Below are 26,128 nucleotides of genomic sequence, written 5' to 3'. Positions count from 1 at the left end.
GGGGCGGTGCTATGGCAAACGCATCACGGGTGACGGCGGTCCTGGGACCGACCAACACCGGCAAAACCCATTACGCAATCGACAGGATGCTGGGGTATCGGACGGGGATCATGGGATTCCCGCTGCGGCTGCTTGCGCGCGAGGTCTATGACAAGATCGTCGCGGCGCGCGGCCCGTCGGTGGTGGCGCTGCTGACCGGTGAAGAGCGGATCGTGCCGCCGCGCGCGCAATACTGGATTTGCACCGTTGAGGCGATGCCGGAGGGGATGGGCTGTGACTTCCTCGCCATCGACGAAATCCAGCTTTGCGCCGATCCGGAACGAGGCCATGTCTTTACCGACCGGCTGCTGCGGGCGCGAGGCACCCATGAGACGCTGTTTCTGGGCGCCGATACCATGCGCGGGCCGATTCAAGCGCTGGTGCCGGGTGTGGAATTCGTGCGCCGGGAACGGATGTCCGATCTTGTCTATGCCGGATCGAAGAAAATCAGCCGGATGCCGCCGCGCACCGCTATTGTCGGATTCTCGGTCGATAACGTTTATGCAATCGCCGAGCTGATCCGCCGTCAAAAGGGCGGCGCCGCGGTGGTGATGGGGGCGCTCAGCCCGCGCACCCGTAACGCGCAGGTGGCGCTCTATCAGAATGGAGAGGTCGACTACCTGGTGGCTACCGATGCCATCGGCATGGGGCTGAACCTTGATATCGACCATGTCGCCTTTGCCTCGACCTCCAAATTCGATGGCCGCCGCATGCGGCCGCTGGCAGCAAACGAGCTGGCCCAGATCGCAGGCCGCGCCGGGCGCGGGATGAGCCACGGCTCCTTCGGGGTGACCGGCGATGCCCGCCCGCTGGATGAAGGCACGGCGCAGGCGATCATGGAGCACCGTTTCACGCCGCTGAAAAAGCTGAACTGGCGCTCCTCCGCGCTGCAATTCGGTACTGTCGAGGCGTTGATCCGCTCGCTTGAGGCAGCGCCGCAGGATGAATTCCTGATGAAGGCGCGCGAGGCCGATGACCTTGGCGCGCTGAAAGCATTGTCGCAGGATCCCGATATTCTGGCCCGGACTACCAATGCGCCTTCCGTGCGGCTGTTGTGGGATGTCTGCCGGATTCCCGATTTCCGTGGTATAAGCCATGCCGAACATGCGTCGCTGTTGCGGGGGATCTTCAATCACCTGCATGGCGGCGGCGTCGTGCCCGACGATTGGCTGGCCCGACAGATCAAGCGGATCGACCGGACGGACGGAAATATCGATGCCTTGTCCAAACGGTTGGCATTTATCCGCACATGGACCTATGTGGCACAAAGGAAAGGCTGGCTGCGTGACGAAATCCATTGGCGGAATGAGACTCGCGCTGTAGAAGACAGGTTGTCGGACGCATTGCACGAACGTCTGACTGAAAAATTTGTGGACCGGCGCACATCCGTGCTCTTGCGCCGGCTCAAGCAGAAGGAGGCCCTTTTGGCCGAAGTGAATGACAAGGGTGAAGTGACCGTCGAAGGCGAATTCGTCGGACGGCTCGAAGGGTTCCGGTTCTCGCCTGACAAGGGCGCAGAAGGTGCTGAAGCGAAGGCGTTGAAATCCGCGTCTTTGCAGGCGCTCGCTCCGCATTTTCATCTGCGGGCAGACCGGTTCTACAATGCGCCCGATACCGAAATTGATTTTACCGAACAGGGTGGCCTCATGTGGGGCGATAGCGCCATCGGCAAATTGGTCGCCGGTGCCGATCCGCTGACCCCTGGCGTGCAGGTCTTTGTCGACGATGCAGCCGGGACCGAGGTTGCGCAAAAGGTCGAACGCCGCCTGCAGCATTTCATCTCCCGCAAGGTCCAGTCGCTGTTTGAACCGCTGCTGAACCTGCAAAAGGACGAGGAACTGAACGGGCTGGCCCGTGGTTTTGCCTTCCGCATGGTCGAGGCGCTGGGCCTGCTGCCCCGCCACACCGTCGCGCAGGAGGTCAAGGATCTGGACCAGGACGCCCGTGGCGCGCTGCGCAAGCACGGTGTGCGGTTCGGTCAGTTCACCATCTTCATGCCGCTGCTGCTGAAACCGGCGCCTACGCGTCTGCGTCTGGTGCTGTGGTCGCTGGCAAACGGGCTGCAGGACTTCCCCGAGGCACCGCCTCCGGGTCTGGTGACCGTGCCCGCGCTGAAAGACGCACCGCAGGGCTATGACACCATGTCCGGCTACCGCGAAGCGGGTGAGCGGATGATCCGCATCGATATGCTGGAACGCCTGGCCGACATGCTGCGCGCCGAAGACAGCCGCGGTGGTTTCGAAGCCAAGCCCGACATGCTGTCGATCACCGGCATGACGCTGGAGCAATTCGCGGACCTGATGCAGGGCCTTGGCTATCGCGCCGAAAAGGGCGAACGCGAAAAGGTCAAACCGGCGGATGCAGTTGTCGCTGAAACCGGCACGCCCGCGGCAGGCCAGCCTGTCATGGATGCTGCGGCGGACGCGGAAAATACCCCGGCCGCTGCGCCTGCGGGTGAGGGCGCTGCGCCTGCCGCAGATGTCGTGCCTGAAGCCGCCGCCATCGCCGACGAAGGTGTGGCGCCGGTTGCGGAAACCGGTTCGGATGCTACAGCGGAAGAACCCGTGCCTGAGGTCGCCGAGAATGAAACCCCGGTGGGTGAAGCGGCAGATGCCTCTGTCGAGGCGCCTGAAGTCGAGATCTTCTATACTTTCACCTGGGGCGGTCGTGCCCGTCAGGGCGGCAACCGCGGTCAGCGCCGTGGCCAGCAAGGCCAGGACGCCCGTGGCAATGCCGGTGGCGGCAAGGGCAAACCCCGCGGTGCCAAAGGCGGCGCTGGTGGCGGCAAACCCGGTGGCAAGAAAGGCGGACGTCCTCAGCAGCAGGGCGGCAAGACCTATTCGGCCCGCCCGCCGAAGAAGGAAAAGAAGATCGATCCCGACAACCCCTTCGCCGCGGCGCTGATGGGGCTGAAACAGGGCGACTGATCCGGCCATGCAGGAGGGCGCGGCAAAGATCCGTATCGATAAATGGCTGTGGCATGCGCGGTTTTTCAAAACCCGCAGCCTGGCCGCGAAACAGGTCAGCGCCGGTCACGTCCGCCTGAATGCCGACAAGATCTCGAAACCGGCTCAGAACGTCACCCCGGGTGACGTTCTGACCTTTCCGCAGGGGCGGCAGATTCGGGTTGTCCGGGTCGAAGCCATCGGCGAACGGCGCGGACCGGCGCCCGAGGCGCAAACCCTGTATTTCGATATGACCGAAAAGCAGGAAAGCGTTCCGGCCAATCCGCGCTTTGAGGGAAAGGGCCGCCCTGATAAGAAATCTCGTAGGGCGCTTGATCTTACCCGCAGGGGCGACATCCATTGACATCTTGAAGATGGCGCCGCTCTGGATTAGCTAGACGCCAAACAGAAAACGGGACCTGGCACTATGACCTATGTCGTTACGGAAAACTGCATCGCCTGCAAATACACCGATTGTGTTGAGGTCTGCCCTGTAGACTGTTTCTACGAAGGCGAGAACACGCTAGTCATCCACCCGGATGAATGCATTGACTGCGGTGTCTGTGAACCGGAATGCCCAGCCGACGCGATCCGCCCAGATACCGAGCCGGACATGGACAAATGGGTTGAGTTCAACCGCAAGTATTCCGAGATGTGGCCGGTGATCGTCTCCAAGAAAGACCCGATGCCCGGCGCAGAAGACCGCGACGGCGAAGAGGGCAAGATGGAGAAATACTTCTCCGAAGCTCCTGGCGAGGGCGGCTGAGCAGGCGAGCTCTGCCAGTTGATCCTCTGGTTTTCACGCGATTCGCGGGCTTTTGCCTCATTTGGGTGTGGCGGCGTGTGAAACGCATGGATCAGGTCCGAATCGCCTATAACACGCAGGTGTTTGCCCGGCGTTGTAAGGGTGCCTTCCGAATACCCCGATTTTGTGGTATGATCTTCCTCTGAGATGAACAGAACACGAGATGTTGCCCGACTGTTTGAATGCCCATTCATGCATTACGGGCAGATTTTCTGCGACTATCGCGTGGCGCGCGGATCACTGTAAGTGAGCCGGTGACCACTCTTTGTCGTTGTCGTGCCGGAACATGCATCCGGCTTATTGCGAGGAAAGACCTGTATGACAAAATCGAAGAAGCTCGAATTCCGCCCCAATGAGTATGTGGTTTACCCGGCGCATGGTGTCGGCCAGATCATCTCGATCGAGGAGCAGGAAGTGGCCGGCTTTGCGCTGGAGCTTTTCGTAATCACCTTTGAAAAGGACAAGATGACCCTGCGAGTGCCGACCAACAAGGCGGTCGAAGTGGGCATGCGCTCGCTCAGCTCTCCCGATGTGATCAACCAGGCCATGAAGACCCTCAAGGGCAAGGCCAAGGTCAAGCGCGCCATGTGGTCCCGCCGCGCGCAGGAATACGAACAGAAGATCAACTCCGGCGATCTGATCGCCATCGCCGAAGTGGTCCGCGACCTGCACCGCACCGACGATCAGCGTGAACAAAGCTATTCCGAGCGTCAGCTTTATGAGGCGGCGCTGGAGCGTCTGACCCGCGAAGTGGCTGCCGTTGCCGATGGTGACGAAATCTCGGCCGCCAAACAGGTGGATGAGGTTCTGACCTCACGCGCTGCTGCGGCCTGAGGCTGCCGGAAACAGCCGGACACCGAAAGACACATGCAAAAACAAAGGGCCGCGCCGGGTTGCGCGGCCCTTTGTTTTTCCGGATGTTCTGTTGAGCCGGGATTGGGGTAGAGCAGGGGCACAGCGGGCATGCAGAACCTGAAGAAACGCATCAACACCCTTTACGAGGGCGCCTCGCCCGGTGCGGTGCGGTTCCGCTATGGCATCATTATCTTTGATGCGCTGTCGATCCTGTTCTTCATTGCCACGGCGCATGTCGATCATGGCCCGATGCTGATCGCGATCAGCCAGCTGCTCGGCGTTATCATCGGGCTGGATCTGGCGGCGCGGCTGTGGATCGCCCGTAACCGCAAGGCCTTCCTGTGGCAGATCTATACGCTGGCCGATGTGACGGTGATCATGACCCTGCTGCTGGATCCGTTGTTCTCCGGCAGCCTGGCTTTTTTGCGGATCCTGCGGGCGCTGCGGCTTATCCATTCCTACCATCTGCTCCGCGACCTGCGCCGCGACAGCGAGTTCTTTCGCCGTAACGAGGATGCGCTTCTGGCGGGGGTCAACCTCTTCGTGTTCATCTTTGCCACCGCCATGGCGGTGCTGATCTTCTTTATCGATGAGACTCAGACCCAGTCGCCCTATGTGGATGCGCTCTATTTCACCGTTGCGACGCTGACCACGACCGGGTTTGGCGATATCACCATGGCCTCTCCGGCGGGGAAGATGTTTTCGGTCTTTGTCATGGTGGTGGGCGTGGCGCTGTTCGTGCGGCTGGCGCAGGCGATCTTTCAGCCGCAGAAGGTGCGTTATACCTGTCCTACCTGTGGCCTGACGCGGCACGATATCGACGCGGTCCATTGCAAGCATTGCGGCGAACAGCTGAAGATCCTGACCACCGGCGTCGAGTGACCCCTCAGAGCGCCAGCAAAACCAGCAGGCCCGTAAGCTCGCACAGTTGCTGGGTCGCGCCCAGAATATCGCCGGTCTGACCGCCGATCTTGGCCCGCGACAGCGCGCCAAGACCTGCCGTGACCAGCGCCATGATCACGGCCACGGCCAAGAGCTGCGACAAGGCGATGAATGGCAGCGCCAGACCCAGTGCCAGAACCCCGCCCAGCAAAACGGGCAGGGCGCGGGGGCGCCCGACGCTGCGGGACAGGCCATCGGCGCGCGCATGGGGCAGGGCGTACATCAGAACCGGCATGGCAGCCCGGCTGAGCATGGCCAGCGCCAGCAGCGGCCAGGGGCCTGCGGTCTCCAAAAGGGCGGCCAGCGCCACCCAGCGCAGCCCCAGCCCAAGGATCAGCGCCAGCACCCCATAGGTGCCGATCTGGCTGTCCTTCATGATCTCTAGCCGACGTGCCTGCTCGAACCCGCCCCACAGCCCATCGGCAGTGTCGGCTAGGCCATCCTCGTGCATGGCGCCGGTCAGCAGGATCTGCACTGCCAGCGCTAGCCCGGCGGCAACCAACGGCGGCAGGCCAAGCGTGAGGGCCAGGCTGGCCGCAATCGCGGCGGGCAAGGCGACGGTGACGCCCACCAGCGGAAAGGCCCAGACCGCTGCCGATTGCCGTTTGAACGTCTCTGCCGACAGGTGCGGCAGGGGCAGGCGGGTCAGCAGAACCAGCGCCAGGGGAATGTCGGCTGCGCGGATGTCGGTTTTTCGCATTTGCGGGCCTCTTGCGGGACTTGCAGCGGGGGGGCGAGCGGTTAAACAGGTGCCCAACCGCTTTACCCGCGTACCGTAACCCTATGCAACGAGGCTGATCCATGCTGCCCCAGATATCTTCTCTTGATGACTTTCGTGCCCAGCTTGGTGCGGCACCGGCAGTAGATGCCTCCGCAACGCAGGGCGCCGAGGCGCGCAATGGGCAGCTGACCAAACCACCCGGGGCACTGGGGCGGCTGGAGGACCTTGCGATCTGGTATGCGGGCTGGCGCGGCAGCGACCGACCGGCCATAACCGCGCCGCAGGTGATCGTCTTTGCCGGTAATCACGGCGTGACGGCGCAGGGTGTGTCGGCCTTCCCGGCCGAGGTGACCGCCCAGATGGTCCTGAATTTCGAACATGGCGGGGCGGCGATCAATCAGCTCGCCGAATTCGCCGGAGCGCGCATGGATGTGCATGCGCTGGACCTTGACCGGCCAACGCAGGATTTCACCAAGGCCCCCGCGATGAGCGAGGCTGAGCTGCTCAGCGCCTTGCAGGCGGGTTGGGAGGCGGTGGACCCCACGGCGGATCTGCTGGTGGTGGGCGAAATGGGCATCGGCAACACCACCGCCGCGGCGGCCCTGTCCTGCGCGTTGTTCGGCGGCGCTGCAGCCGACTGGACCGGGCGCGGCACCGGCGTCGATGATGCCGGGCTGGCCAACAAGAGCCGGGTGGTGGCCGAAGGTGTCGCCCTGCATGGCCCCCAGATCAAGGATGGTCTGGATGCGCTGGCATGTCTTGGCGGGCGTGAGATTGCCGCCATGGCCGGTGCCATCGCGGCGGCCCGGATGCTGCGCATTCCGGTGATCCTGGATGGCTATATCTGCTGTTCCGCAGCAGCCTGCCTGCTGAAAACGCATGAGGGTGCGCTCGATCATGCGGTGGCGGGCCACAAGGGCGCAGAGGCGGCGCATGTGATGCTGCTGGACAAGCTGGGCAAGGAACCGCTGCTGACACTGGGACTGCGCCTTGGCGAAGGCTCTGGTGCGGCTCTGGCGATTCAGATCCTGAAGGGCGCAATCGCCTGCCACAGCGGCATGGCGACCTTTGCAGAGGCGGGCGTTACCGACGGCTGATGGCCCATCAGCCGGGCGATCTGGCCGGGATCAGGAGGACTTTTGGTCCTTCTGCTCGGCCAGTTCCAAGAGGGCCGTCTCCAGATCCTTTTCCAGCTCGCGCGCGCGGGCGATATAGGCCTTGTTTTCACTGGCCGGAGTGCCGGGCACCCAGTGCTTGGCCAGCTCGCGGATGGTCAGGCGATCATGGGCATAGAAGGTCTGTTCCGCCTGCGCGGCCTCATATTCGCTGAGGCCGATCCGCTCCAGCACGTAACGCCCGGCACGCAGGGAGCTATCGAACATTTCCCGCACGATGTCATTGGCACCGGCTTGATACAGATCGAAAACGTGATGCCGGTCATAGGCCCGGGCGATGATGTGGATATCGGGGTAGTTGCGCCGTACATAGTCCACCAGTTTCACGGTGTTCTCCGGATCATCCAGCGCCACCACAAGGATCTTGGCCTTCGCAATGCCGGCGGCCTTCAGCAGCTCGGGCCGGGTCGGATCGCCAAGAAAGCTTTTGACGCCGAAACGGCGCATCAGTTGAACGGCTTCCATGTCGTTGTCGAGCAGCACCGTCTTGAAGCCGCTGGCGCGGACCAGCCGGTTGACGATTTGGCCAAATCGGCCGATGCCGGCAATGATCACGGGGCCTTCCTCGTCGATTTCATCCGGGGCATGCTCCACCCGCGCCTCGCCCAACCGTTTGGACAACAGGTCATAGGCAATGAACAGCAGCGGCGTGATCAGCATCGACAGGGCGATGATCAGCAACAGTTTTTCCGACAGGGCGGGTGGGATAACGTTGAGCTGCCGGGAAAAGGCAAGCAGCACGAAGCCGAACTCACCTGCTTGCGCCAGCCCCAGTGTGAACAGCCAATGCGCCCGGCGGCGCAGGCCGAAGGCGCGGCCGACGAAATAGAGCACCAGCCCCTTGGCGACGATCACCAGCAACGCGAGGCCGATCAGATCGCCGGGGCTGGCGAGGAACAGGCGGTAGTTGATCCCGGCGCCGACGGTGATGAAGAACAACCCCAGAAGCAGGCCCTTGAAAGGGTTGAGGTCGCTTTCCAGCTCGTGCCGGAACTCGGAGTTGGCCAGAACCACACCGGCCAGAAAGGCACCAAGCGCCGGGGACAGGCCGACCAGCGTCATCAGGAAGGAGATCCCGACAACGATCAGCAGCGCCAGCGCGGTATACATTTCCCGCAGGTTGGAGGCATGAATAAAGCGGAACAGCGGTCGGGTCAGATAGATCCCGGCCAGGATGATAAAGGCAACCGCGGCAATGGTGATCAAAGTCACGGCCCAGCCGGGCATGCCTTCGACCAGAGACAGCGAGCCATGCCCACCGTCGTGACCGGCCTCGGCGGCGCGCTGGATCGACCCGTCGGAGCCGATCTGCGGGCCACCGGTGGTCGCCAGCAGCGGCAGGAAAGCAAGGATCGGAATGACGGCGATATCCTGCGTCAGCAGCACCGAGAAGCTGGCCCGCCCGCCGCCGGTCTGCATCAGGCCCTTTTCTGACAGGGTCTGCAGCACGATCGCGGTCGAAGAAAGCGATAGCGCGAGGCCGATTGCAAGGCTCACCTGCCAAGGCTCCCCGGCGGCCATGGCAGCGCCCATCAGGGCCAGGGTACTGAACAGGACTTGCAAACCGCCAAGACCCAATAGCTTGTGCCGCATGGCCCAGAGTGCCCGCGGCTCAAGCTCCAGGCCGATCAGGAACAGCATCATCACGACGCCAAATTCGGCAAAATGCTGCAGGTCCTGGGTTTCAGAGCCGACAAAGCCGAAGACTGGTCCGATTAGGATGCCGGCTGCAAGATATCCCAGCACCGAACCGAGCCCCAAGCGCGCTGCGATGGGGACCGCGATGACGGCGGCGGCGAGGTAAATCGAGGCTTGGTAGAGAAACGCGTCCATGCCGAAGGTATGGCAAGCGACAGCCGCCTTGGCAACGGGTTAGGGCAGCTTGGGGATGTAGGCCGGGCCTATTGCGCCTGTTCCGCGACAGGCCCGGGCATGGTGTTATTTCTCGTGGATGCGGATGTCGCCGGACAGTTTCTCGATCCGCTCCAGCCGCTCGGAAATCCGGCGCTGGAAGACGCCAAGCTGGTCGATGATGTCCGACAACGTTTCGCCCGATTCCGGGAGGCGTGCGCTTTCGATCTTGCACAGCACCCGGGTCGAGCTGAGGCCAAGGAACTGGCGGTGCATGACCTGGCAGGCGTGCATGATTCTGTCTGCTTCGCGGTTGACGTCTTCCTGGCCCACGCGTTTGCGGTCCAGCTGGTCATTCACGATCTGCTTCAGAACGGCGCGCTCATGCGCCATATCGATCTCGCCCAGGGCGCGGCGTTCCATGCTCAGCTGTTGGTCGCACTCCTGCAGCATGCGGGTGATGCATTGCACCATCAGGCTGGTGTTGACGGTGGATTTGATGGTGGCAAAGGTGCTGTTTTCGCCCATCACATGGGCGGCGAACCAATCGGACATCTCTCGCGACATGGAACCGTAGTTCTGGGACAGGACGGTGACTGGACCGCCGGCGGGCTCGATACGCGATGCAATGACCCGCAGATTGTGGGGGATCGTGTGCATAGCGTCGAAATCCTTGACCAGACCTTCGGTCTGATCAACCAGGACCTGGGCGTTGTCGAGCATTCGGGCAAGCGCCAGCAGCGTTTCGTCCACCGGGTTCCCGAGGGCCGCATCGCGGGCCTTGAATTCCTCGCACAGAGCATGGGCTGCGAATTGATCGTAGTCTTCAAACCCTTTGCTGCGCACCCATTCCATCATGATCTCGGCGCTTTCGTCGGGGGAGAGGCCTTCCTGCTCTTCCGCTAGGCGCATCGTCTCGTAGATGGTCTGTACCTCCTCAAAGACCGGGCTGGTCGGCTTGATCCTGGCGGAGAGATAGCCATCCTTGTGGGGCACCACGACGGCGAAGACCCAATAGTACAGGCCGTCCTTGGCCAGGTTCTTGACATAGGCGCCGATGGTTTTGTCGGCCTTGATGGTGTCCCAGAACAGCTTGAACACGCCACGTGGCATATCCGGGTGGCGGATCACCTTGTGCGGTGCGCCGATCAGTTCAGGCCAATCGTAATCGGCAACCCGCCGGAAAATATAGTTTCCGGCCTCAATAACTCCGCGCTTATCGGTGCGAGAGAAGAACACTTCGTTCAATTTGAACGGGGCTTCTCCGCTGGACGGGCGGGTTTCAATACGGCGGTCGACAAATGACATTAGGTGTTCCCAGCTTTAGGCATGCGCAATGCATCTTTAGCGTGAGAATCTTCCCGTATCGTTAAGTCGGGAGGGGCGCATCGCGTTTTAACTGCGCCATTACGATCTGGCTTTGCACCCGCGCAACGGCTGGGTGTGTCAGCAGAACATCGTGGATCAGCGTGTTCAGCGCCTCAAGGTCGCGGCAATAGACCCTCAGCAGGTAGTCGGCCTCGCCGGTCATGGTCCAGGCTGAAGTGATTTCGGCCCGGGTGCTGACCAGCCGGGCAAAGCTGGCCGATTGTTCCGGGCCGTGGCTGCCCAGATGCACCTGTACAAATCCTTGCACCGCGAGCCCCAGTTTCGCCGCATCCAGCCGCGCCGCGTAACCCTGGATATACCCTTCGGCCTCCAGCCTTTGCCGCCGCCGTCCGGCCTGACTGGGTGACAGGTTCAAAAGCTCCCCCAGCTCCTGTGCTGTGAGGTGGGCGTTCTTCTGCAACGCGGCCAGAAGGCGGGTGTCGGTAGAATCGAGCATATGCGTGGTATTCCCGAAAAGATTGGAAAGCATGCGGTCATTGCGCATGAAATCCTAGCAAGAGGTCGATGAATGCGCAAACACTGCGTATCGAACGCGCTATCTTTAGAGCAGAATTGAAACGCGCAATCAGGAGGAGCACCCATGGGACCGTTCCCGCATAATGCCCCGAAATCCGTCATCAGCGAAGAGAACCCCGCAGGCACCGATGGTTTTGAATTCGTCGAATTCGCCAGTCCGGAGCCGCAGGAGCTGCGCGACCTTTTCACCAAGATGGGCTACGAGCTGGTGGGCCGCCACAAGACCAAGCCGGGGATCGAGCTGTGGCAGCAGGGCGATATCACCTATATCCTGAACGCCGAAAAGGGCAGCTTTGCCGAGAAGTTCGTCGAAGAGCACGGCCCCTGCGCCCCTTCGATGGGCTGGCGCGTTGTGGATGCGCAAAAGGCATTTGATCACGCTGTTGCCAAGGGCGCCGAGCCTTATGAAGGCGATGACAAGACCATGGATGTGCCCGCGATCAAGGGCATCGGCGGCTCGCTGATCTACTTCATCGACCAGTACTATGAGACCTCGCCCTACAACGAGGAATTCGAGTGGCTGAAACAATCCAAGCCGCGCGGCGTGGGGTTCTATTATCTCGATCACCTGACCCACAATGTCTACAAGGGCAACATGGACAAGTGGTTCAAGTTCTACGGCGAGTTGTTCAACTTCAAGGAAATCCGCTTTTTCGACATCGAAGGCAAATTCACCGGTCTTCTGAGCCGCGCGCTGACCTCGCCTTGCGGCCGCATCCGTATCCCGATCAACGAGGATCGTGGCGAGACCGGCCAGATCGTCGCCTACCTGAAAAAGTACAAGGGCGAAGGCATCCAGCACATCGCCGTGGGCACCGAGAATATCTACGACTCCACCGACGAGATTTCCGAGCGTGGCATCAACTTCATGCCGGCCCCGCCGGAAACCTACTATGACCTCAGCCATGACCGCGTCGTGGGCCACGAAGAGCCGATCGAGCGCATGAAAAAACACGGCATCCTGATCGATGGCGAAGGCGTCGTGGATGGCGGTGAGACCAAGATCCTGCTGCAGATCTTCTCCAAGACCGTGATCGGCCCGATCTTCTTCGAATTCATCCAGCGCAAGGGCGACGATGGCTTTGGCGAGGGCAACTTCAAGGCGCTGTTCGAATCCATCGAGCAGGAGCAGATCAACAACGGCGAAATCCAGGCCGCCGAGTAATCCGGCGCGGATCCGGGGCTGCCTTTGGCGGTCTCGCGGTCTGGTCTGATTGTGTAAAGAGTGATTGGACCGGCTCCTGTTTGGGAGCCGGTTTTTTCATGTCGGGAGCGCATGTGAATGTCCGGTAGAGGACATGATGCCAGGTGGTCAGCGCAACACTGGCTCTTGCATGCCTTCGTGAGGAGTTTTTGGGCGGGCAGGGAGGAACGGCGGAAAGAACCGGCTGCAGGCCAGTATTACTCGGGCATTTCCAGCGTGTGGTTGCGGCCGCTTTTCTGGTATTGCAGCCGGGCATCGCCGATGGCGACCACACGACCACCGTCGAGACGGTCGCCGACTTGGACCTTGCGATAGCGGCCACTCGGCAGGCGCACCAGTGCGCGACGGTCGGCAGAGGTGCCATAGACGCCGATCAGGTTCAGGCGGCGCAGGTTGATCGCATTGGTGATGGTGGCCTGCCGCGACACCGAGGCCGAGCTCGGCAGGCGCGGGGTGACGGTGGCAGGCACGGCTGCGGCGGTGGCCACGGCTGTTGTGCTGCGCTGAGCCCGGTCAACGATATTGGAGAAATTCGTCGGCCGCGCCCGCGGGGTGACAGAGGTGGCAACAGCCAGTGCCGTGGCGGGTTGGCTTTCCTGTTCTTCGGTCTTCAGCGAGGCCGGGCGGATGCGCGGGCGCAGGCTGGCCAGCTCGGCGCGGCTGCGCCCGCCCAGCTGTGCCCGTTCCACCTGTTCGGTGAGGTCGGCGGGCCGGGCACGCGGGCGCAGTTGCGACAGGGCTTCAAGCCGGGCCGCTTCGGCCTCAGCGGCTGCTGCCGCCTCGGCCACGGCGGGATCGATACGTTCCGGTGTAGGCGGTGGCACGACTGGCGGGCGGCCCAGGAAAACCATCACGCCGTCGGGGTTCACGGTGCCTTCGGGCGTGGCTTCGACGAGCCCGCGCCGATCCAGCGCGATGGCACTGCCTGCGGCGGCGGGAGAGCTGACGACATCCGGGGCGTCATCGGTGCTCGCATCCGGTTGCGGTGGCAGCGCGACGGCGTCCTGCGACAGGTCGGTATCGTCGATCGAGGCCACATAGATACCGTCCAGATCCACCACCGCCGGGACCTGCGCGATTTCGGGCACCGCCTGCCAGATGCCGGTGGCGGCATATTGCGCGGCCTGCTCCAAGGCGCGGTCTTCGGCGCTGAGAGCTTCAGGTTCTGTTTCGGTCGCGGTGTCATCCAGCACACCATCGGCGATGGCTTCGGGGTCAAGCCGTGCGGTCTCGATATCGGCTTGATCCTGCGCGTCTGCGGTACCGGGGGTGTCCTCGGTGTCGGGAAGGAAGGTCACACCCGGGTCCGGCTGGTCCGGCAGGGCGCTGACCTGCGGCGCAATGGGCCGGTCTTCGGTGTCTGCCGTCAATACATCTGCCGGTGTGGTTTCAGCAGGCTCCGCGGAGGCCAGCGGCACAGAAGGTGCTTCGTCCGGCATCTCTGGCACTGTGGTTTCTGCCGGAGTTGCATCGCCTGGCTGCGGTGCCTCTGGTTCCGCTGCCGGTTCCGGGGTGCTGCCACGCAGGGGGGTATCCTCGGCAGCGGGCTGATCCGAGAACCGGCCAAACAATCCGCCCGGGGACACATAGGCGAGCGCGGCGACGGTCACCATGAAAACCACCAAGAGGACCGTCAGGACCAGTCCCATGTTGCGCGGTTTTGCCGGGGCGCGGCTTGGTGCCGGTTTTCCGGATCCGGCTTTCTGTCCCAACAGGCGGGCCAGCAAACCCGGAACTGTGCTCTCGCTTTTGCCGCTTTGCGGCTGGCCTGGCGGTGGCGTGATCGGGGTTGCAGGCGCCGCGCTGGCAGAGTCGGGCTGTTTCTTAGAGACCGGAGCGGCAGGCCCCTCGGGGGTACCGGTTTTCTGCGGTCCCTGACCCCCTTTCTGAGCGGTGATCTTGTGATCGGCCACCGGCGTCGGTGCTGCGCGGGTGGCGCCAGCGAGGGCAGGGGCCGCAGCGCCGCTGTCGGCCTTCCGGCGCCGGGTGCTGAAACCCATGGCCGGTCCCTGATCTTCGCCGGGGTCTTCCTCTGCTGCGCCCTCGGCGCCAGCCTTCGCAGAGATTTCGACCCGCGGGGACTTATCCCCGGCAGTCTTGTCCTCGGGGCGTAGAGGCTGGGCCTCGGTCTTGCCATCATCGGGGGGGGGCGCCTGCGTATCAACAACGGAAACAGCGTCTTTGTCGGCGCCTTGGTCAGGGACACCCGGTTTTGCGGCTGGATTTTCCTCAACAGTCTCCGGGGCCGGTTCCTGAGATTCATCCGGCGCGCCTGCTGCAGGCGCTGCTTCGTCGGCGAGAACTGGGGTCGCCTCGGCGGGGGGCTCGGTTTCTTTTCCGGCAGGCTCGCTAATCTTCTTGGCCTGCGGCGCGCTCTTTTCGGCGGCTTTGGGCGCCCGCGGAATGACCGGCCCGATGTCGACAACCGCGATGCCATCCGGCTCAATCGGGGCGTCTCCGATCGCGGTGGAGGCGCCAAAGAACGGCTCCCCGAGAAAATCCATATCGCCGGGTACGGCCACGAAACTGGCCGGGATGAACCCGTGTTCCAGCGCGAAGCCTTCGGCCTCTTCCAGGGTTTCGCGGGCGACGGCTGCCACATGGGTCAGCGGCCCGTCTTCGGAGATATCAAAGGACAGATCCGCCACAGCGTAGGGCGTGGCGCCTTCCAGCGCCTTTTTCGCCATCTCGCGCCGGGTGGGAGCGTCGGCAGTACCGGTTTCAACGGTCAGATAACGGATCTGATCGTTCGGAATCACCACCTTGCAACAGGTGGAGCCGCCCTCCGCCAGCGCCTCCCCGGCTGTGCGCAGATCGGCCAACGCCCGAGGCAGATCCGGGTGGCTCAGCGGCACCTTGCCAATATTGCGCCAGCCGCCGGCGGCGCGGCGCAGAAAGGCAATGCCTTCCGAAGACAGAGAGAGAGCAAACCCCGGTTTCATAGTGCGGTCAAACCATCCAAATTCCATGTGCCCGGACCGCTAAGTGCCCGTCTGGCCTTGCGGGCAGACCTTAAAGCAGGAGTTCGCCGAGGAAAAGGAAAAGACGGGAAGAGCCCTTGTCTGTGGCAAGGAAACGCTCCCATCTTGGGGCACAACACAGGAGACGCTGAGATGAAGACGAAGGCGATACTTGCATCATTGATGATCTGGACCTGCTCCACCGGGGCGGTGCTGGCGGAGGCAGCGGGCCCGCGCCAGATCGTGGTCACCGGAGAGGCACACACCGAGGTTGCGCCGGACCGGGCCACCATCACTTTGGGCGTCACCGCCGAGGCGGAAGAGGCGGCTATAGCCATGCGTCAGGTGTCGGAGGACATGACGGCGGTGATTGCCGGGCTGCGTGAGGCGGGCATTGCCGCAGAGGACATGCAGACCCAATCGATTTCGATTGATCCGGTCTGGAGTGCCCGGCGCACATCCGATGGCCGGGAACAGCGCGAGATCACCGGGTTTGTTGCCAGCAATACGCTGGCGGTCCGGGTGCGGGAGCTGGATAATCTGGGACCGGTTCTGGACGGGGTACTTGCCGCCGGAGCCAATAATTTCAGAGGTTTGAGCTTTGGCGTTGCGGATTCCGCGGCGGTCATTGACCAGATCCGGGGCGATGCGGTGCGCGATGCCATCCGCAAGGCGCGGCAACTGGCCGAGGCGGCTGAGATGGAGCTGGGGCCGGTACGCTCGATTACCGAACATGGCGGCAGTGGCGGTCCGCGTCCGATGAAGATGATGGAAATGGCCCGCTCATCGTCGATGCCGGTCGAGGCCGGAAGCCTTGGTTTTGAACACAGCGTCTCGGTTGTCTTCGACCTGCGGGTGCCGGGGTTGGAATGACACTGGTAGCGGACAAAGTACGTGCCAGATATGAAAAGGCCGGGCGATTTGCCCGGCCTTTGTTGTGTTTGCAAACTGCGGCGCGGGATCAACCGCAGGCTTTGGTCAGGGCCTGATCCAGATCAGCGATCAGATCATCGGGATCTTCGATGCCGATGGAAATGCGCACTACGTTGGGGCCTGCACCGGCCGCTTCTTGCTGCTCGGGTGTCAGCTGGCGGTGGGTGGTCGAAGCCGAGTGGATGATCAGCGAGCGGGTGTCGCCGAGATTGGCCACATGGCTGAAGATATCCAGCGCATCGACCAGCTTGATACAGGCCTCATAGCCGCCTTTCACTGCGAAGGTGAACAAGCCGCTGGTGCCCTTGGGATAGCAGGCCAGCGCCCGTTCGTAATAGGGCGAAGAGGGCAGGCCGGCATAGGTCACATAATCAACGCGATCATCCTGCTCCAGCCAGCTGGCAACCTTGATGGCGTTGTCGCAATGGCGCTGCATGCGCAGGGACAGGGTCTCGATCCCCATCAGGGTGTAATGCGCCGCCTGCGGGTTCATCGTCATGCCCAGATCGCGCAGTCCGATGGCGATGCCGTGGAAGGTGAAGGCCAGCGAGCCGAAGGTCTCGTGGAACTTCAGCCCGTGATAGGCCGGTTCCGGCGCCGACAGGGAGGGGAACTTGTCCGAGGCGGACCAGTCGAAATTGCCGGAATCGATCACCGCGCCGCCGGTGACGGTGCCATTGCCGGTGAGGTATTTTGTGGTGGAATGCACCACCAGCGCGGCACCCTGGGCAATCGGGTTGCACAGGTATGGCGTGGCGGTGGTGTTGTCGACGATCAGCGGCACGCCAGCGGCGTCGGCCACATCGGCCAGGGCGCGGATGTCGGTGACATAGCCGCCCGGGTTGGCGATGGATTCGCAAAACACCGCGCGGGTGTTCTCATCAATGGCATCTCGCACGGCGTCCAGATCGTCGGTGTCGACGAAGGTCGCAGACCAGCCAAAGCGTTTGATTGTCTGGCTGAACTGGGTGACGGTTCCGCCATAAAGCCGGGTCGAGGCAACCACGTTGCAGCCCGGCGCCATCAGCGGGAACAGGGCCAGGATTTGCGCCGCATGGCCGGAAGAGCAGCAAACCGCGCCGACGCCGCCTTCAAGCGTCGCCAGACGTTCTTGCAGCACCGCAACCGTTGGATTGGTCAGGCGCGAATAGATATAGCCGACTTCCTGCAGGTTGAACAAAGCGGCCGCATGGTCCGCGTCGCGAAAGACGTAAGAGGTGGTCTGGTAAATCGGGGTCTGGCGGGCGCCAGTGGCCGGATCGGGTCGTGCACCGGCATGAATTTGCAATGTATCAAAGCCGTAGCTGGGGGCATCGGTCATATGTCTCTCTCCCTGAAATCGTGACTTGCCACAGGTGTAGGGCAGCACGGGCGCCCACACAACGCAAACCGGTGAAATCGGGACAGGCTACCTGCAACCCGCGCAGGTCGTGGGAAATTATTCCTAGCCTTTGCCGGGGAGGCCGTCGTGAGAAGGGGATGGCGCCTCTGGCATTGGCTCCGAAACACATGCGGTCCAAGTGAATGCAGCGCCGGGGCGGGGCCGCGGCGCTGCATGGGGGTATTCTTCGTGAGAAGCGGGCCTAGTGGAAAGAGGGGCCCTGATGCTCGATACCCTTGGAAGGGGTCTGCCCCCAGATCGGGGCGGCATCGGCGGCAAGAGCGGCATCCGCCTGCGGTGCGGGGCGCAGGTTCCAGGCCGGGTGCATCCAGACGGCAGCCTGATCGGCTACTTTTGTGCGCAGCTCGTCCTCATTGACCGACAGGCTCAGCTGTGCGGAATCATGCTGGGCGGTCACGGCAAACTGCAGCCCCGGCCAGGCCTTGGCGGGCTGATCCAGCAGATAGGCCGTTCGGCCCCAATGGCCGTCAGATGCCAGTCCGTTGTCCACCTGGATTCCCGGAGCCAGCTCCATCTCGAAGCTGACAAGAACGGCCTGCAGGGTGCCTGCCTCCGTGCAGGTCAGATCCGCCGTGGTGCGGGCCGGTTTGAGGCTGGGCCGGGTGAAATCGAAGTGGAACAGCTCCGTCGTCGGCCCCAGCGGGCGCAGGTTGCAGGCCGCGAAATCGTTCGGGGTGATCTGCGCAACGCGGGCAAAGTGGTGAAAGGCACTGAGATCAAAGCCTTCCGCCCGTTGCGGGCGCCACAGATCAAGCAACTGATCGCTTTCCACTGCTTGCGCCACCAGGGTACCGCGTTCGGGGATGGCGCGCGCCTCGGGCTTGGCCAGAGCGCCCATGGCATGGGTCAGTGTTGCCAGCGCGCCTTCGCCCAAAAGAACCGTGTCGACGATTTCCGAAATCACCACATCTGCCGCTTCTGGCATGTCCTCACCAATGACGATCTCATGCGACCATTTCGGGATCACGGTGATGCGGTCAGAGAGACCATTGTCAGCGATGACGCGGGTTGCGGCCTCGGCGATCAGCGGCTGCTGTTCGCAGGTGTAGACGTGTTTCGCCCCGGCGCGCGCGGCCAGCATCGCCGTCAGACCGGCGCCGCAGCCGATGTCCAGCACCACATCGCCCGGTTTTACCTTCGCTGCGATCGCCTTGGCATAGGCGCTGTTGCGGGCCGTATCCGCCAGCATCGGGAAATGCCAGCGCGGCACGAACATCTGGTGCAGCCGTTCCTGGAAAATCTGCGCCTCGTGGTTCCGGGGATCAAGCGCAAGGGCCTGGGACAGCATCTGCGACGTCCTGCGGCCCCCATCGGTCAGAGGCATGGATTTTGCGAGCTCTACAAGTTTCTCTGCGCCGTGCGCAACCTGAGAGGTGTTGTCCTGAGGCGAATGCGGCATCTGATTTTCGGCCAACTTTTAGATTTCCTTATTTGATGCAAATGCGATTGATCCCATATTGCGCAGACGCGTCTAACAAAGGGTAAAGCTGAACTAACGAAGCTGTGAATGCTTCATTGACTGCTGCCGCGTGTCTCGGCGCTCAGACCGGCCTGATCGGCATGGGGTGTCCATTTGATCGCGGTCCGGCGCTGAGATGTTTTTGCTCTGAATGCTGTGCGGGACAGGGGAGAGCACAGCGCGTGATCGGTCCACCCATAGCCCCTCTGCGATGCCCATGCTGCCGAGCCGACAAGGAGAACGATCCGTTCACGGCTGACCTTTGAGACGCAGATACGTCAACATCGCCTCCGACAGCGTCAGAACATCATACGTGACAGAGGCGTCTTCCGACGAGAGAGGAGCTTGCGGGGTCAGACTATGCCGAAGAAAGTGGTTGCCTGGGAGTTCCGCATCCTGAGTGCGGAGACGATACTAGCTTTCGTGGAGTTTGAAGGCAGCCCTGTTTGCCCGCGAGAGAGCGATAACGCGGGACCTGGTCCGCGGGGAGTAGGAGATTTTTCCCGAAGAGTAGTGCTGTCGGAGGTCCACCGGCATATGGGGGGTAAGTAGTAGATACCTTCCTTCACGAAGACATAGCTGTGCGAAATGGTCTCCAATTTGTTCTACGCCTCGCCTTGATCAGGCTAAAAGCTAACGTAAAACAATATCTTATATGAAGGAGTGGTGCCCCCACACGGACTCGAACCGCGGACCTACTGATTACAAATCAGTTGCTCTACCAGCTGAGCTATAGGGGCGCTGCCGGGGAATTAGCGATATTGGGCGCAGCCTGCAAGATGGAAAACGCAAGCAATGCGCAATTCCTGCGTCTTGTCTGTGCAGGCCACTGGCCGCGCGCGCCTGCCGGGCATAGGGCGCTTCGTTTGACCTTTGAACGCAGGCGGAGTAAGCCTTTAACCCGTTAAATCATCGCACAAGCAAGGCCCCGATTTCATGCAGGTCATCCTCCACGTGGGTGCACATGGCACCGAAGAAGACCGGTTGCTGAAGACACTTTTGAACAACAAGGAGGCGGCGGCGAAACGCGGTGTCGCTATTCCCGGTCCCGGAAAGTACCGTTACCTGCTGAAGGATTGCATGGGGGCGCTTCTGACTGGAACTCCGGCGCCGGACTCTGGCGAGGTCCTTTGGGATTCGATCCTGGAGCAGGAACATGCAGACCGGGTGATCCTGTCCAACCCGCATTTCTTCGGCTCGCAGCGGCAGGCGCTTGAGGGGCATAACTTCTACCCCGAAGCGGAAATGCGTATGGGGGCGCTTGCGCGGCTGTTCCCGGAAGATCAGCTGGAAATCCATATGGGGCTGCGCGATCCCGGCAGCCTGTTGCCGACCCTTCTGGCGGATGCCAGTCCGCAGCGTGTCGATCAGGTTCTGCAAAGCAGCGACCCGGCGACCCTGCGCTGGTCGAACCTGCTGCTGCGCCTGCGTACCGCGGTGCCGGATGTGCCGATAACCGTCTGGTGTTACGAGGATATGCCGCTGATCTGGGCGCAGATCCTGCGGCAGATGATGGGCTTTAATTCGGAAGAGCGGATTTCGGGAGGTATGGATCTGCTGTCCTCGATCATGTCCACCGAAGGCATGAAACGGCTGCGCGCCTATCTGCATGAACACCGGGACATGACCGAGGCGCATAAACAGCGGGTGATCGCCGCCTTCCTAGGCAAATATGCCATCGACGAGGCGATCGAAGAGGAAATCGATCTGCCGGGCTGGACCGAGGATCTGATGGACACCCTGTCAGACCTCTATGAGGAAGATCTGGAACAGATCGCACAGATCCCCGGCGTGACCCTGCTGTCGGCCTGATCCGGGGCCATTGGCCCGGGGCCCGTCTGCTCAGGGGCTGGCCGGTTGCCCTTGCCGGTTCACGGTCTGGGTCTCGACCGTCATATCATCATAGGTAAGCTCGATCGTGATCGTCTCGACGCTGCCTGGGGCAAAGGCGCGGTAGGGCAGGCCGTCTTCCTCATGAATGGCGTTCGGGGCGGCCTGATCCAGATGGCAGGGCGGCAGAGGCCAGATTTCCGGGCCGCCATCGTTGATCGATAGCCGGATCCGTGCCAGCCCGCAGCGCCAGGACCACAGGTGGGTGACATAGACCAGATCCTGCCCGTTGAAATCCCGGACCGAGATCCAGTTGGCGCGGGTGGCTGCCAAGATCGGCTTGACCTCTGCCGCGGTGGTAAAGGGCGGATCGGCCAGGGCGGGCGTGGCCAGTGTCAGGGCACAGGCCAGCGGAACCAGAAGATTTCGGGACAGGGGGGTAAACATCATACTCTTTCCTTCAACATGAGGGCCTTCAACAAAACGGGCCATTTAGCATAGCAGAGCATTGCGAAGACGCCCCCTTTGCAACAGCGTCCAGAGCCAGCACGCCCGGCGGGGCAGAATAGTTTTGACCCTGTCTGCATGGGATTATACTGAAGAAATGCACCCCGCACAGCCATCTTGAGCAGGCGGGCAAAGAGGTTTCAGATGGCAGAGCAGCCGCCCTTCAACATCGTAATCGTCGCTCAGAACGGCAGGTTGCAATACGAGGCGATCCTGTTTGCGGCCTCGCTCCGCCATGCCTCGCCCGGGTTCACAGGCCGCCTGTTCGTGGCTACGCCCCGGCCCGGTCCGCTGTGGAAAAAGGATCCGTCTTTGCGCAGCCAGCAGGTTCTGTCGGTGCTGGAAAGGCTTGGCGCAGAGATCCTGCCCTTTGACAGTCAGCTGTTCGGGGAAAACTATGCCTATGGCAACAAGATCGAGGCCTTGCAGGCATTGCCCGAGGGCGAGCCATTCGTGTTTTTCGATAGCGACACGCTGATCACCGGTGAGCTCTCCGAGGTGCCGTTCGATTTCAGCCGCCCCTCGGCCTCTTTGCGCTGCGAAGGGACCTGGCCCAAGCCAACGCTTTATGGGCCGGGCTACACCGGGATCTGGCGGGCACTTTATGACCGCTTCGGGCTCGATTTCGAAAGCAGCCTCGATCTGTCGCAGCCCGAGGGATACTGGCGGCACTATCTTTATTTCAACGCGGGATTCTTCTACGGCGCTTGCCCGCGCCGGTTTGGCGCGCGCTTTGCCGAATATGCCACCTCGATCCGGGATGATCTGCCAGTCGAACTGGTCGGCCAGTCGCTGGATCCCTGGCTGGATCAGATCGCGCTGCCTTTGGTGATCCATTCCTTTGGTGGTGGGCGCGATGCGTTGCCTTCGGGGTATCTTGATGGGCAGACCAGCTGTCATTATCGGCTGTTTCCGCTGCTCTATGCGCGCGAAACCGATTGCGTCATTAAGGTCCTGCACGAGGCATCGGCCCCGAACTGGATCAAGAAGGTGCTGAAAACCTACGAGCCGATGAAGCGGATGATCTATCAGGGGCGGGGCGAAAAGGTCCGTGCGCTGTTTGATCAGGCGAACCTTCCACGGCGTGAACAGGCGATCCGCAACCGCATCAAATCCGAAGGTCTGTGGATGCGCTGATGACCCAAGGTCGCGCGGGTCAACAGACGCGGGCGATCTGGTCGCGCAGCCAGACGTGCATCGCTGAATGATGGGTACGCGATGTCCAGGTCAGGTCGATTTCGAACTGCCCGGGAAAGGGGCAGGGCGCGGCCTGAACCCTATCCTTGAAATGTTCGGCCAGCCGCGAGGGCAGCGTAGCGATCATATCGGTGCCTTCCAGCAACTCCGGCAGGGTGGCGGGGCTGGGAATCGACATCACCTGATTGAGCGATTTCCCCGCCGCCGCGATTTCCATCAGAAATCGGGACCGCCAGGAATCACCATAGTTCACAACCACTTGCGGAACGGCCAGAAATTCCGCTTCGGAGCGCGGCATGCGGTCGGGCGGGGCATCGCGGGCCATCACCATGACCGCATGTTCGCTCAGCAACGTGCGGCGGAAATAATTGCTGCCCTCGATCCGTACCGGCCCGATCAGAAGATCGCTTTCGCCGCGGTCCAGATGTTGCTTGCCTTCCACGGTTGAGGTCAGGATTGAAATGAGCAGCCCCGGCGCGCTGCGGCGCAGGTTGCGCATCAGTTGCGGCAGGATGGTGGCGCGTTCGTAGTAGTTACAGGAGATGGTGATCTCGGCCTCTGCTTGGCCAGGGTCAAAGGCGCGCGGTTCGGCCAGTTGCAGCACCTCGTCCAGCATCCGGCTGGAGGTGGCGACGATTTCCTCGCAGCGCTCGGTCGAGACCATGCGCCCGCCCTGGCGCACGAACAGCGGATCGCCAAAGGCGCGGCGCAGTCGGTCGATGGTATAGCTAACGGTCGACTGGTTGATGTTTAGCGTCTCGGCCGCCCGGGAAAACGACCGGTAGCCATGCACCAGCCGCAGGGTGCGCAAAGCAGCGAAATCAATGCTGAGTGGATCGGGATTGGATTTCATTTTCGCAGTCTAACCCGTTTGTACACCTCTTGTATTGAAAAATTGCATGTTCAAAATCAACAAAATCGGATTGCCTCATTTTGGCCGGAGCTTTTAGGCTCGTTCGGATCACGTCGCACTCGGGGAGGAGAAGATGACGGTTTCGATGCTGCAACAGGCACCGCAGGAGGAGACGATTACGATCCGGGACCTGACCCTGGATCCTTATCCGATTTACCAGCGCCTGCGCCGGGAGGCGCCCGTAGTGCGGGTAAAATCGCTGGGCCGCACCATGCTGACCCGCGCCGAGGACACCAAATACGTCAAGGACAACCCAGGCATCTTCAGCTCCAACGATCCCAAGACGCCGATGCAGCGGGCCTTCAGAGCGCATACGCTGATGCGCAAGGATGGCGCCGAACACGCGCGGGAGCGCGAGGCGATGGCGCCGACCTTTACCGGGCGCAATATCAAGGGTTGCTGGGAGGGTATCTATACCAAGATTGCCGAGGATTTCGTCGCGGGGCTGCCACGCGGCGAAACCGTGGACCTGTTCCCGGCGCTGGCGGGCCCCTTTGCGGCACGTTGCCTGAAACACCTGTTGGGTATCCCCGAAGCCAGCGACGATGACATGCAGCGCTGGAGCCAGATCCTGATCGACGGGGCCGGCAATTTCGGCTTCACCGATGAGCTGTTTGCCCAGTGCGATGCGGCGAACGATGAAATGGACGCGCTGTTCCGCGCTGCCATCCCGCGCCATAAGGCTGACCCCAACCCCAGCGCCCTGTCGGTGATGGTGAATGCCGAAGATCCGATCCCCGAAAGCCAGATCTTCTCCAACATCAAGATCGCTATCGGCGGCGGCATCAATGAGCCGCGCGATGCGCTGCTGACCATCCTCTACGGGCTGTTCACCAATCCGGAACAGCTGTCCGAGGCAAAGGACAAGGAGCTATGGGGCCAGGCCTTTGAGGAGGGAGTGCGCTGGGTTGCGCCGATCCAGGCCAGTTCGCGCCTTGTGCTGGAGGATACCGAGATCCGCGGACACCTGATCCCCAAGGGCGATACGGTGATGACCATCCAGGCCTCGGCCTGCCGCGACGAAGAGATCTTCGAGGATGGCGAAAGCTTCAATATCTTCCGCGAGCGCAAACCGCATCAGGCCTTTGGCAACGGGCCGCATTTCTGTCAGGGCACACATATTGCCCGGCGCATGTTGGCCAATATCATGCTGCCGATGCTGTTCGACCGCTTCCCCAACATGACCCTGTCGGACAGCGAGCCAGTCAATTTCTACGGCTTCGGCTTCCGCGGCCCCCGGAATCTGCCGGTCACGCTGAACTGACAGCCACACACGTATAACAAAGGGGTGGTGATCTAATGCCGCCCCGGTCTTCATCATCATCTGGGAGGAAACATGATGAAACATACCCTGCTGGGCGCCGCGTTTTTTGCCGCGGCCACCGCATTGTCACCACTGATGGCACAGGCGCAGGAGGTGACGCTGCGGCTGCACCAGTTCCTGCCGCCCCCCGCCACCGTGCCAAAGATGATCCTGAAACCCTGGGGCGCGCAGGTGGAGGAAGCCTCTGGCGGGCGGATCAAGATTGAGCATTTCGATGCCATGTCGCTGGGCGGAACCCCGCCGGGTCTGATGGATCAGGCGGCTGATGGGGTCGCTGATATGGTGATGACCGTGGTGGGTTATACGCCCGGCCGCTTCCCCAAGACCGAAGTGTTCGAGCTGCCCTTCATGATGACCGATCCGGTGGCCACCTCGAAGGCATTCATGGAACTGGTTGAAACCGATCTACAGGAAGGCGAGTACAAGGACGTCAAGGTGCTGGGCGCCTGGGTGCATGGCCCCGGCGTGATCCACACCGAAAGCGGTGTGAGCAAGCTGGAAGACATGGAAGGTCAGACCCTGCGCGGTCCGACCCGGATCATCACCGATATGCTGAAGGAACTGGGCGCCACCCCAGTTGGCCTGCCGCTCCCCGCCATTCCCGAGGCGCTCTCCAAGGGCGTGATCAGCGGCACCGTCATCCCCTGGGAGGTCACTCCGGCGGTCAAGCTGACCGATCTAGTGGAACACCACACCGAGTTCAGTGGCAAGGAGGCGCTTTATACCGCGACCATCGTGCTGGTGATGAACCGCGACAAGTACAACGCCCTGCCGGATGATCTGAAGGCTATTCTCGACGCGGAATCGGGCCAGAAACTTTCGGCCTTTGCTGCCAAGGTCATGCTGGAGCGCGATGCGCCGGGCCGGGAAATCGCCGAGGACAAGGGAAACGAGATCGTCGTTCTCGACGAGGCCGAAGTGGCCCGCTGGAAGGAAAAGGCACAGCCTGTGATCGCTCGCTGGATTGATGAGGTCGGCAGCAAGGGCATCGACGGAGAAGCCCTGATTGAACAGGCCAAGGCGTTGATCGCCAAACACGGCGGATAACACCCCGATCCCAGAACCGATGGGGTACGAAAGGGCGTGGGTCGCTGACCTGCGCCCTTTCTTTGTGCCGGGGATCCTGCGCGGGCGGCTCTGCGTTGCAAGTTGCGGGCTTTG

At 62.0% G+C, this 26,128-nt stretch carries 22 protein-coding genes and 1 tRNA gene; 12 read left to right on the top strand and 11 right to left on the bottom strand.

Annotated features, from left to right (window positions below):
* Window positions 1-11 precede the first annotated feature (11 nt).
* The 5 genes from AC5SSZ_RS10790 to AC5SSZ_RS10770 all read left to right on the top strand — a co-directional run bounded on the left by AC5SSZ_RS10790 (window position 12) and on the right by AC5SSZ_RS10770 (window position 5,526).
* A complete protein-coding gene (locus tag AC5SSZ_RS10790) occupies window positions 12-2,966 on the top strand; it encodes a helicase-related protein (RefSeq protein WP_274832970.1) in 2,955 nt (984 codons plus the stop codon).
* A gap of 7 nt (window positions 2,967-2,973) precedes the next feature.
* Window positions 2,974-3,348, top strand: coding sequence for an RNA-binding S4 domain-containing protein (locus tag AC5SSZ_RS10785; protein ID WP_065272979.1), 375 nt, complete (start codon window positions 2,974-2,976; stop codon window positions 3,346-3,348).
* A 63-nt stretch (window positions 3,349-3,411) separates the two neighbouring features.
* On the top strand, window positions 3,412-3,750 hold the full coding sequence (fdxA, locus tag AC5SSZ_RS10780; RefSeq protein WP_065272980.1) for a ferredoxin FdxA: 339 nt from the start codon (window positions 3,412-3,414) through the stop codon (window positions 3,748-3,750).
* Between the two features lie 357 nt (window positions 3,751-4,107).
* Entirely contained in the window at window positions 4,108-4,623 is a 516-nt protein-coding gene (locus tag AC5SSZ_RS10775) for a CarD family transcriptional regulator (RefSeq protein WP_065272981.1), read from the top strand.
* 129 nt (window positions 4,624-4,752) lie between these two features.
* Window positions 4,753-5,526: an ion channel gene (locus tag AC5SSZ_RS10770; RefSeq protein ID WP_495438174.1), complete on the top strand. Its 774-nt coding sequence runs from the start codon at window positions 4,753-4,755 to the stop codon at window positions 5,524-5,526.
* 4 nt (window positions 5,527-5,530) lie between these two features.
* Here AC5SSZ_RS10770 and cobS read toward each other — a convergent pair whose 3' ends face one another.
* The gene (gene cobS, locus AC5SSZ_RS10765) at window positions 5,531-6,286 is read right to left on the bottom strand and encodes an adenosylcobinamide-GDP ribazoletransferase (RefSeq protein WP_495438173.1); all 756 of its coding nucleotides are present in this window, start codon (window positions 6,284-6,286) and stop codon (window positions 5,531-5,533) included.
* 101 nt (window positions 6,287-6,387) lie between these two features.
* Between cobS and cobT the strand changes: the two genes are divergently transcribed.
* Window positions 6,388-7,404: a nicotinate-nucleotide--dimethylbenzimidazole phosphoribosyltransferase gene (gene cobT, locus AC5SSZ_RS10760; RefSeq protein ID WP_495438172.1), complete on the top strand. Its 1,017-nt coding sequence runs from the start codon at window positions 6,388-6,390 to the stop codon at window positions 7,402-7,404.
* Between the two features lie 30 nt (window positions 7,405-7,434).
* Here the strand turns inward: cobT and AC5SSZ_RS10755 are convergent, their stop codons facing one another.
* The 3 genes from AC5SSZ_RS10755 to AC5SSZ_RS10745 all read right to left on the bottom strand — a co-directional run bounded on the left by AC5SSZ_RS10755 (window position 7,435) and on the right by AC5SSZ_RS10745 (window position 11,158).
* A complete protein-coding gene (locus AC5SSZ_RS10755; protein WP_495438171.1) occupies window positions 7,435-9,315 on the bottom strand; it encodes a monovalent cation:proton antiporter-2 (CPA2) family protein in 1,881 nt (626 codons plus the stop codon).
* Between the two features lie 105 nt (window positions 9,316-9,420).
* A complete protein-coding gene (locus AC5SSZ_RS10750) occupies window positions 9,421-10,641 on the bottom strand; it encodes a PAS domain-containing protein (protein WP_065272986.1) in 1,221 nt (406 codons plus the stop codon).
* A gap of 61 nt (window positions 10,642-10,702) precedes the next feature.
* The gene (locus AC5SSZ_RS10745) at window positions 10,703-11,158 is read right to left on the bottom strand and encodes an Lrp/AsnC family transcriptional regulator (RefSeq protein ID WP_065272987.1); all 456 of its coding nucleotides are present in this window, start codon (window positions 11,156-11,158) and stop codon (window positions 10,703-10,705) included.
* Between the two features lie 144 nt (window positions 11,159-11,302).
* Between AC5SSZ_RS10745 and hppD the strand changes: the two genes are divergently transcribed.
* Window positions 11,303-12,403: a 4-hydroxyphenylpyruvate dioxygenase gene (gene hppD / locus AC5SSZ_RS10740; RefSeq protein ID WP_274830076.1), complete on the top strand. Its 1,101-nt coding sequence runs from the start codon at window positions 11,303-11,305 to the stop codon at window positions 12,401-12,403.
* Window positions 12,404-12,639: 236 nt separating this feature from the next.
* Here hppD and AC5SSZ_RS10735 read toward each other — a convergent pair whose 3' ends face one another.
* Window positions 12,640-15,411 carry a hypothetical protein gene (locus AC5SSZ_RS10735; protein WP_495438170.1) on the bottom strand — a complete coding sequence of 924 codons (2,772 nt, stop codon included), beginning with the start codon at window positions 15,409-15,411 and terminating at the stop codon, window positions 12,640-12,642.
* 144 nt (window positions 15,412-15,555) lie between these two features.
* Between AC5SSZ_RS10735 and AC5SSZ_RS10730 the strand changes: the two genes are divergently transcribed.
* A complete protein-coding gene (locus tag AC5SSZ_RS10730) occupies window positions 15,556-16,275 on the top strand; it encodes an SIMPL domain-containing protein (protein ID WP_495438169.1) in 720 nt (239 codons plus the stop codon).
* Window positions 16,276-16,363: 88 nt separating this feature from the next.
* On the opposite strand, the gene AC5SSZ_RS10725 is transcribed toward AC5SSZ_RS10730, so the two are convergent.
* From AC5SSZ_RS10725 to AC5SSZ_RS10710, 4 genes are all read right to left on the bottom strand, one after another.
* Window positions 16,364-17,656 (bottom strand): O-acetylhomoserine aminocarboxypropyltransferase/cysteine synthase family protein, encoded by a 1,293-nt coding sequence (locus AC5SSZ_RS10725; protein ID WP_065272991.1) that lies wholly within the window; start codon window positions 17,654-17,656, stop codon window positions 16,364-16,366.
* A 262-nt stretch (window positions 17,657-17,918) separates the two neighbouring features.
* Entirely contained in the window at window positions 17,919-19,151 is a 1,233-nt protein-coding gene (locus tag AC5SSZ_RS10720; protein WP_495438168.1) for a class I SAM-dependent methyltransferase, read from the bottom strand.
* Between the two features lie 459 nt (window positions 19,152-19,610).
* Window positions 19,611-19,733 (bottom strand): DUF6538 domain-containing protein, encoded by a 123-nt coding sequence (locus AC5SSZ_RS10715; RefSeq protein ID WP_495438167.1) that lies wholly within the window; start codon window positions 19,731-19,733, stop codon window positions 19,611-19,613.
* 127 nt (window positions 19,734-19,860) lie between these two features.
* Window positions 19,861-19,936: transfer RNA gene (locus tag AC5SSZ_RS10710), tRNA-Thr, on the bottom strand.
* A 196-nt stretch (window positions 19,937-20,132) separates the two neighbouring features.
* Between AC5SSZ_RS10710 and AC5SSZ_RS10705 the strand changes: the two genes are divergently transcribed.
* The gene (locus tag AC5SSZ_RS10705) at window positions 20,133-21,008 is read left to right on the top strand and encodes a hypothetical protein (RefSeq protein WP_274832977.1); all 876 of its coding nucleotides are present in this window, start codon (window positions 20,133-20,135) and stop codon (window positions 21,006-21,008) included.
* Window positions 21,009-21,038: 30 nt separating this feature from the next.
* On the opposite strand, the gene AC5SSZ_RS10700 is transcribed toward AC5SSZ_RS10705, so the two are convergent.
* Window positions 21,039-21,476, bottom strand: coding sequence for a hypothetical protein (locus AC5SSZ_RS10700; protein WP_274832978.1), 438 nt, complete (start codon window positions 21,474-21,476; stop codon window positions 21,039-21,041).
* Window positions 21,477-21,677: 201 nt separating this feature from the next.
* On the opposite strand from AC5SSZ_RS10700, the gene AC5SSZ_RS10695 reads away from it, so the two are divergent.
* Entirely contained in the window at window positions 21,678-22,670 is a 993-nt protein-coding gene (locus AC5SSZ_RS10695; protein ID WP_274832979.1) for a GT-B fold glycosyltransferase domain-containing protein, read from the top strand.
* Window positions 22,671-22,689: 19 nt separating this feature from the next.
* On the opposite strand, the gene AC5SSZ_RS10690 is transcribed toward AC5SSZ_RS10695, so the two are convergent.
* Complete coding sequence (locus AC5SSZ_RS10690) at window positions 22,690-23,583, bottom strand: LysR family transcriptional regulator (RefSeq protein WP_495438166.1); 894 nt, start codon at window positions 23,581-23,583, stop codon at window positions 22,690-22,692.
* Between the two features lie 133 nt (window positions 23,584-23,716).
* Here AC5SSZ_RS10690 and AC5SSZ_RS10685 point away from each other — a divergent pair, with 133 nt between their 5' ends.
* Window positions 23,717-24,907: a cytochrome P450 gene (locus AC5SSZ_RS10685; RefSeq protein WP_495438165.1), complete on the top strand. Its 1,191-nt coding sequence runs from the start codon at window positions 23,717-23,719 to the stop codon at window positions 24,905-24,907.
* Between the two features lie 75 nt (window positions 24,908-24,982).
* Window positions 24,983-26,014 (top strand): TRAP transporter substrate-binding protein, encoded by a 1,032-nt coding sequence (locus tag AC5SSZ_RS10680; protein WP_065273778.1) that lies wholly within the window; start codon window positions 24,983-24,985, stop codon window positions 26,012-26,014.
* Window positions 26,015-26,128 lie beyond the last annotated feature (114 nt).

It is taken from the genome of Phaeobacter sp. CC-HEC084, assembly GCF_059429255.1.
This window is presented reverse-complemented; position numbering and strand designations above follow the sequence as displayed.